General features: G+C 72.0%; 7 protein-coding genes. 6 read left to right on the forward strand and 1 reads right to left on the reverse strand.

The window, feature by feature from the left end; all coding sequences use genetic code 11:
• Positions 1-6: 6 nt before the first annotated feature.
• Genes LAO51_12070 through rfbD form a run of 3 tightly spaced genes read left to right on the forward strand, consistent with a single transcriptional unit; the run spans position 7 to position 2375 of the window.
• Positions 7-1212 carry a hypothetical protein gene (locus tag LAO51_12070; GenBank protein MBZ5639473.1) on the forward strand — a complete coding sequence of 402 codons (1206 nt, stop codon included), beginning with the start codon at positions 7-9 and terminating at the stop codon, positions 1210-1212.
• 45 nt (positions 1213-1257) lie between these two features.
• Positions 1258-1524: a hypothetical protein gene (locus LAO51_12075; GenBank protein MBZ5639474.1), complete on the forward strand. Its 267-nt coding sequence runs from the start codon at positions 1258-1260 to the stop codon at positions 1522-1524.
• Positions 1525-1532: 8 nt separating this feature from the next.
• The gene (gene rfbD, locus LAO51_12080; protein ID MBZ5639475.1) at positions 1533-2375 is read left to right on the forward strand and encodes a dTDP-4-dehydrorhamnose reductase; all 843 of its coding nucleotides are present in this window, start codon (positions 1533-1535) and stop codon (positions 2373-2375) included.
• Here rfbD and LAO51_12085 read toward each other — a convergent pair.
• Positions 2372-3301 carry a hypothetical protein gene (locus tag LAO51_12085; GenBank protein ID MBZ5639476.1) on the reverse strand — a complete coding sequence of 310 codons (930 nt, stop codon included), beginning with the start codon at positions 3299-3301 and terminating at the stop codon, positions 2372-2374. The two genes, rfbD and LAO51_12085, sit on opposite strands and share 4 nt — an antisense overlap.
• Positions 3302-3397: 96 nt before the next feature.
• Between LAO51_12085 and LAO51_12090 the strand changes: the two genes are divergently transcribed.
• The 3 genes from LAO51_12090 to LAO51_12100 form a co-directional block, all read left to right on the forward strand.
• Entirely contained in the window at positions 3398-4627 is a 1230-nt protein-coding gene (locus LAO51_12090; GenBank protein MBZ5639477.1) for an outer membrane beta-barrel protein, read from the forward strand.
• Positions 4628-4670: 43 nt separating this feature from the next.
• A complete protein-coding gene (locus LAO51_12095; GenBank protein ID MBZ5639478.1) occupies positions 4671-5609 on the forward strand; it encodes a polysaccharide export protein in 939 nt (312 codons plus the stop codon).
• Positions 5609-7008, forward strand: a 1400-nt coding sequence (locus LAO51_12100) for a hypothetical protein (protein ID MBZ5639479.1), incomplete at its 3' end; no start/stop codon positions are given. The genes LAO51_12095 and LAO51_12100, both read left to right, overlap by 1 nt.

Raw genomic sequence — 7008 nt, forward strand, 5'->3', positions numbered from 1 at the left:
CCGGACGTGGGGGCGCGACGAGTCCTGCGGGGAGCGGCGCTCGGCGCTTCGGCCGTCGTCCTGGCGGCCTTCGCGTGGCTCTCGGTCGAGGTCTATCGCGCCCACGCCGACCCGGAGCGCTTCTTGGCGCGGCCCGGGGGCCTCGCGTGGATCGTCGCGCCGACGTCGAAGTCGCTGAACGGGGCGGCGGAGGCGCACCTCACGCGCGCCCTCGAGGAGCTGAACGACGCCTCGAAGCCGCCCGCGGAAAGGCTCGCGCGCTACCGGGAGCACATCGCCGCGGCGGACCGGCTCCTCGCCAGGAGCCTCCGGGCGAACCCGGCGCAGGCTCGCGCCCTGGCGCAGCTGGCGGCGATCCGCTGGGAGACCGAGGTGCCGGTCGGCGAGGCGGCGGAAGCCCGTTACCTCGACATGATCGGGACCGCGTCGAGAATGGCGCCCGGGGTCCCCGACGTCCAGCTCCGGCTGGGCGAGCTGCTGCTCAGGATGGGGCGACAGGGCGACGCGATCCCCTACCTGGTGCGGACGATCGACCTGGACCCGCCATCCGCGGGACGCGTGGTGGCGCTCCTCCACGGCCAGATGCTGTCGCCGCCGGAGATCGCCGCGGCGCTGCCGAGGGTCCCGACGGTGCTGGCCGCGCTCGTCGCGCCGTACTTCGACGACGGGATGGGGAAGGAGTACCTCGACCTCACGGAGAACGCGGCCTTGGGCGCCGGCCCCGACCTTCTCGAGGCGTGGGGAGCCGCCTGTCTCAGGGCCGGCGAGCCCGCGCGGCTCAGGGATCGAATGGACCGGATCGGCCGCCTCGAGGACACGGCGATGGAGGCGCGGCGCCTCAGGCTCCGCTCTTCGGCGAGGCTCGCGCTGGGGGACCGGGACGGCGCGTGCGAGGACGCCGGGGCGGCGCGCGGGCTCCTGCCCGACGATCCCGGGATCGCGGCGCACCTCGGCCAGGTCTCGCTCCAGGCGGGGCGGGCGGGCGAGGCGGCGCGGGCGTTCAAGGACGCACTCGCGCTGGTGTCCCGGGGGTCGGGAGACCGCGGGTGGCGCGCGGCCCTCTACGCGGAGATCGGGGCCGCGGAGGAGGCGCTCGGCAGGCCGGACCTCGCGTACGACGCGTACCGGAACGCGGTGGAGCTCGACCGGTCCCAGGAGCTTCCCCGCCGCCGCCTCGCGGAGATGAAGAAGGCGGCGGGTATCGAGGAGTAGAATTCGGCCATGTCGCGACATGTCTGCCCCAAGTGCGGAGGGCCCGTGGACCTCGTGCACCGCACGCGGTCGGACCGCGTCGTCAGCGCCTTCCGACGCGTCCACCGCTTCACGTGCCGCGACGCGGCGTGCGGCTGGTCGGGGCTCAAGCGCTCCTCGCGCCGGCGTCCCGAAGGGGCGCCGGGCAAGGGGATGAAGCCCTGGATGTGGCTGGTCGTGGTGCTGGTCGCGGCGGCGGCGGCGGCCGCGATGGTGCTCTACCTCGACGCGCGCTCCCCCGTCGAGGCCACGGACGCGTCCCCCGCTCCCTGAGCGAGACGATGCGGTACTTCGTCACCGGCAGCCGCGGACAGCTCGGATCGGCCCTCGCCCGGGTGATTCCCGCGGGATCGTTCGTCGGCACCGACCTGCCGGAGCTGGACATCCGCGACGCCGAGGCGGTGCGCGCCGCGATCGCCGCGGCTCGCCCCGACGTGGTGATCCACTGCGCCGCGATGACCGACGTGGACGGCTGCGCGCTCGACCCCAACCTCGCCCGCGCCGTGAACGCCGGCGGGACGGCGAGCGTGGCGGCCGGGGCGGCGGCGGCGCGGGCCGGCCTGGTCTACGTCGGCACCAACGAGGTGTTCGACGGCGCCCTGCACCGGCCGTACGCGGAGACCGATCCTCCGGATCCGGTGAACGCCTACGGCCGCACGAAGCTCGAGGGGGAGGTCGCCGCGGCCCGCCACCACGACGCCCCGTGGATCGTGCGGACCGCGTGGGTCTACGGCGCCGGGGGGCGGAACTTCGTGCACCGCATCCGGGAGATCGCCGACGCGAAGGGAGCGCTCAGGGTGGTCGCCGACGAGGTCTCGTCCCCGACGTGGACCGACGAGCTCGCCGGCGCGATCCTCCGTCTCGTCGAGCGCGCGCCCCGCGGCGTCTACCACCTCGCCGGCCTCGGCGGCTGCTCCCGCCTCGAGCTGGCGAAGGCCGTGCTCGAGATGACGGGGCGCGGCGGCGTGCCGGTCACGCCGATCTCGAGCGCCGAGTGGCCGCGCCCGAGCCGGCCGCCGCTCCGCACCGTTCTCGACGTGGGGAAGGCGGCGTCCTTCGGCGTCGCGATGCTCCCGTGGCGAGAGGCCCTGTCGGCGTTTCTCGCGGGCGAGCGTCGAGGCTAGCGGCCCTCGGGGAGCAGGACCCTGAACGCGGTCCCCTCGCCCGCTCGGCTCTCCACGTGGACGAACCCGTGGCAGCCCTTCACGATCGCGTAGACCAGGTGGAGGCCGAGGTCGGCCTGCTCCCGCCTCCGCGTCTCGGTGGCCGGGGGCTCGAACAGGCGTCGCTGGAGGTCCGGCGGGATGGTCTCGCCGTCGTCGTGCACGTCGAGGCGCGCGTAGCGCCCGGGCCTCACCCACGGGAACGCGCGGCAGAACGCCTCGTCGGCGTCCTGGTTCGCCGTGGCGAGCGTCAGCTTGCCGCCGTTCGGCATCGCACGGAGCGCGCGGCGCACGAGGCGCGACACCGCTTCCTCGACGTGGGCCGGATCGCACTTCACACGGACCAGCGCGGGATCGGGCTTGACCTCGACGTCGACCGGCACGTCCGGGGCCGCGAGGCTCCGCGCCACGACGTCGCCCATCAGATCGTTGAGCGACACGAGCGCCGGCTTCGAGGATTCGTTCCAGGACAGCGTCTGGAGATGGCGGTTCAGGGCGATCGCCGTGGTCACGCACTCGTGGGCCTTGGCGAGGTCGAGGGCGACGCGCGGGTCGCCGTCCGGCCCCGTCCGGGCGATCGCGAGATCGAGCCGGCCCAGGATCGCCGCCAGCAGGTTGCTCATCCGGTGGGCGATCCCGGACGCGAGCTGTCCGACGAGCGCCGACTGGGTCACGTCGCGAAGGCGGCGTTCGAGCGCCGCCCGCTCGGTGACGTCCTCGAGGACGCCCAGCACGGGAAGCGAAGCCGACGACCCACCGAGGTCGTGCGGGGAGAGCGGCCCCCCGGCGCCGGACCCGGAGGCCTCCCCCTCGGGCCCTGGCTCCGGGACGTGTGCGCCTATGGGACCTTGCTCGGAACGCGACGGCTCTTCCACGGGTCGGCTCACCTACCTCTATTATTCTAATACTTATTTCGCGAGATGTGTATCCCCGCCGGGCCGGCCCTTGTCACGGCCACGTCCCGCACCTAAACTCGGGCGCTCATGAGACACCGTCGTGCGGTATCGGGGCTGGCGGCGGCGCTGGCGCTGGGGTACCTGCCCGCCCACGCGGAAGGGCCGCTCGAGCCTCCGGACCTCGCCCGGTACCTCCAATGGGGACCGGTGCGGGCGAGGCCCGGGGTCGTGCTGACGAACCTCGGCCGCGACGGCAACATCACGTACAACCCTCACCAGCCCGTGAGCGATTACACCGCGACGGTCTCCCCGCGCGTCGAGGGGGTCGTGCTCTTCGGCCATCGGGGATTCATGACGTTCACCGAGCAGCTGGACTGGACGATCTACAAGTCCAACCGCGACCAGGATTACCTGAACCAGCTCGGCTCCGCCCGGCTGACGATCCCGCTCAAGCGGCTCGGCTTCTACGTGGACGCGGCGCTGAACGACGTCAAGGACCGCCCTGCGGACCAGCGCGACACGAGGACCGACATCCGCGAGCATCGTCTCGGCGCCGGATTGCTGATCCGGGCCGGCTGGCGCACCGACGCCGAGATCGGGGTCGTGGGGTCGTCGTTCGGCTACCGCGACCCCAACTACGCCAATCTCGGCGATCCGGCCTGCCCGACCGTCGGGTGCCTTCTCGACCGGACCGAGCGGGGGGCGAGGGCGCTGGGGCGGTACCTCGTGTTCGGCCGGACCCGTCTCACCCTCGAGGTATCGGAGAAGAGCGTCACGTTCAGCAACTCCGAGAACGGTAGCGACGGAAAACAGTCGCGGGTCCTCCCCGGGATCGAGTTCGGCCTCGGCGGCCGGCTCACGGGGACCGCGAGGCTGGGCTGGGCGAGCCTCGAGCCCGAGCGCGCGGGCCTCCCCCGTTTCTCCGGGACCGTGGGCGAGGCGAGGCTCGGCTACCGGATCGGCGCCGGGACGACGTTCGAGGTCGGCGGGAAGCGCGACGTCGGCTTCTCGATCTACCTCAAGAACGGGTACTACCTCGACACGAGCGGGAGCGCCCGCGTGATCCAGTATCTCACCCACGCCTTCGGCGTCGAGGCCGGCACCGTCCGCGAGCGGATCACCTTCCCCGACCCGTCGAGCCGCGTCGACCGGGTCGTCCAGTACGACGCGGGGGTCAGGGTGAGGCTCTCCGAGAACGCGCTCGGCCGGAAGGTGGAGTACTCGTTCAAGGTCACGCGGTGGGTCCTGACCACGACGGTTCCGGGTCAGAACCAGTCCAGGACCGCGGCCGGCTTCGGCGCGGTGATCGGCTACTGAGGGTGGATATCCGTTCCCGTCGGCTATACTCTGGGGTTCGACCATGAGAGTCCTCGCGAATCTCCTCGTCCTGGCGCTCGTGCCGCCGCTCTCCGCCGCCCTCGCCGCGGACCCGCCCGACAAGGCGCCCGAGCCGCCCGGCGAGACCGTCCTCGAGGCGCGGCCGCTCCCGCCGCCGTCGGCGATGCCGCCCACGGGCGCGATCCTCAGGCGGGGCGGGAGCGACTACAAGATCGGGCGCCAGGACCTCCTCGAGATCAGCGTCTTCGACCTCAAGGAGCTGGACCAGACGGTGCGCGTCGCCGACGACGGCTCCGTCACGCTGCCCCTCCTCGGCCGCTTGGAGGTCGCCGGCCTCACCAAGGGGGACCTCGAGGCGCTGATCGCGAGGCTCCTCGAGGAGAGGTTCGTGAGGAACCCGCAGGTCACGATCTTCGTGAAGGAGTACGAGTCGAAGAAGGTCGCGGTCAGCGGGGCCGTGAAGAAGCCGGACACGTACGAGATGCTCGGCGAGAAGACGCTGCTCGAGATGATCTCGAAGGCGGGGGGCCTCGACAAGGACCTCGGCAAGGAGATCATCATCTTCCGGCAGGACCCGGACGGCTCGACCCGGCGCCTCGCGGTGGACCTCGACCGGCTGGTGTACGAGGCCGACCCGTCGCTGAACCTCGCGGTCGAGCCCGGCGACATCATCTACGTCCCGAGCATCGAGAAGGTGCGGATCTTCGTGAGCGGGGCGGTCAAGAACCCGAACCTCTACGAGGTGCCGCGGGCGGAGCCGGTGACCGTGCTGAAGGCGATCACCCTGGCCGGTGGGACCACGGACCGGGCGGCCGAGCGCCGCGTGCAGGTCATCCGCACCGCCACGGACGGCGAGCGCAAGACGATCCGGGTGGACCTCCGCAGGATCAAGCGGGGCAAGGCCGAGGATCCGGTCCTCCAGAAGGACGACCTCGTGCTGGTGCCCGAGGCGTTCTTCTGATGGGCGAGGAGGCGCTCGGCGGCAAGCACCTCCTGGAGTACTGGGCGGTCGTCAGGCGCCGCCGGCACGTCGTCTACCTCGCGGTCGCGGCGGCGACGCTCCTGGCGCTCGTCGGCTCGTTCCTCGCGACCCCGCTCTACCGCGCGACGGTGACGCTCGAGATCGAGCGGCAGAACCCGGAGATCCTGACCTTCAGGGACGTGAAGTCGGTGGATTACGCTTGGTCGGCGTACACCGACTTCTACCAGACGCAGTACAGGATCCTCGCGAGCGACGCGGTGGCGCGCCGCACGGCGGAGCGCCTCGGGCTGCCGAACCACCCGGCGTTCGCCGCGGGCGAGTCGCGGCGGGGTCTCCTCGCGCGACTCCTCTCGCTGCTCCCGTCCCGCGCGGGCCGGACGGAGCGGGACCCGGTGGAGCTCGCGGCGGCCCGTCTCCTGGCGGGGCTCGAGGTGTCGCCGATCCGCAACTCCACGCTGGTCGCCGTCTCGTGGGTGTCCCCCGATCCCGCCCTCGCGGCCCGCGTGGCGAACGGGGTCGTGGACGCGTTCGTCCAGTTCAACATCGAGTCGAAGTACACGACCTCCGACCAGGCCACGGAGTTCCTCGTCAACCAGATCGGGACCCTCAAGAAGGAGATCGACGGGTACGAGGCGAGGCTCCAGCGGTACGGCGAGTCGAAGGGGATCGTCACCATCGACGACGCCAGCAACATCACCATGAAGGCGCTCTCCGACATCTCGCAGCGGCGCACCGAGGCGCAGGGCACGCTGGCGCAGAAGGAGGCGGCGTACAAGGCGCTCCTCTCTTCGCCTCCCGGGGCGCTCCCCGAGGTGCTGCACTCCGACCTGATCTCCCGCTTGAAGCAGGAGTACGCCGGTTACGAGGCGGAGTACTCGGAGAAGTCCCGGCGGTTCAAGGACGACTGGCCCGGGATGCAGACGCTCCGGTCGAAGCTGGACCAGGCGCGCGACCGCCTCGACCTCGAGACCCGCGAGATCGCGCGGGAGGTCGTCTTGAGCGCCGAGGCGGACTACCGGAGGGCGCTCGAGGAGGTGCGGAACCTGGACGCCCTCGTCTCGCGCCAGCAGGGCGCCGCCCAGACGCTGAAGCGCGACGCGGTGGAGTTCGCGAACCTCCAGAGCGAGGTCCGGAAGAAGCGCGAGACGCTGAACGCCCTGATCACGAGGCAGAGCGAGATGGCGCTCTCGACCCGCCTCAAGGACCTCGACGCGACCTCGAGCAACGTCCGCGTCGTGGACCGCGCTCGGGCGCCGGCGGCGCCGTTCCGCCCCAACAAGAGGCTCAACCTCGCTCTCGGGCTCCTCCTCGGCCTCACGCTCGGGATCGGCGCCGCGTTCTTCCTCGACTACCTCGACAGCACGATCTCCGCGCCGTC

This window comes from Terriglobia bacterium (assembly GCA_020073205.1).
Lineage (GTDB): Bacteria > Acidobacteriota > Polarisedimenticolia > Polarisedimenticolales > JAIQFR01 > JAIQFR01.

What these genes read in the sequence shown, in the direction of transcription:
- rfbD (MBZ5639475.1), top strand. Translation starts at nt 1,533, where the DNA reads ATGCGGTACTTCGTCACCGGCAGCCGCGGACAGCTCGGATCGGCCCTC.
- LAO51_12090 (MBZ5639477.1), top strand. Translation starts at nt 3,398, where the DNA reads ATGAGACACCGTCGTGCGGTATCGGGGCTGGCGGCGGCGCTGGCGCTG.
- LAO51_12095 (MBZ5639478.1), top strand. Translation starts at nt 4,671, where the DNA reads ATGAGAGTCCTCGCGAATCTCCTCGTCCTGGCGCTCGTGCCGCCGCTC.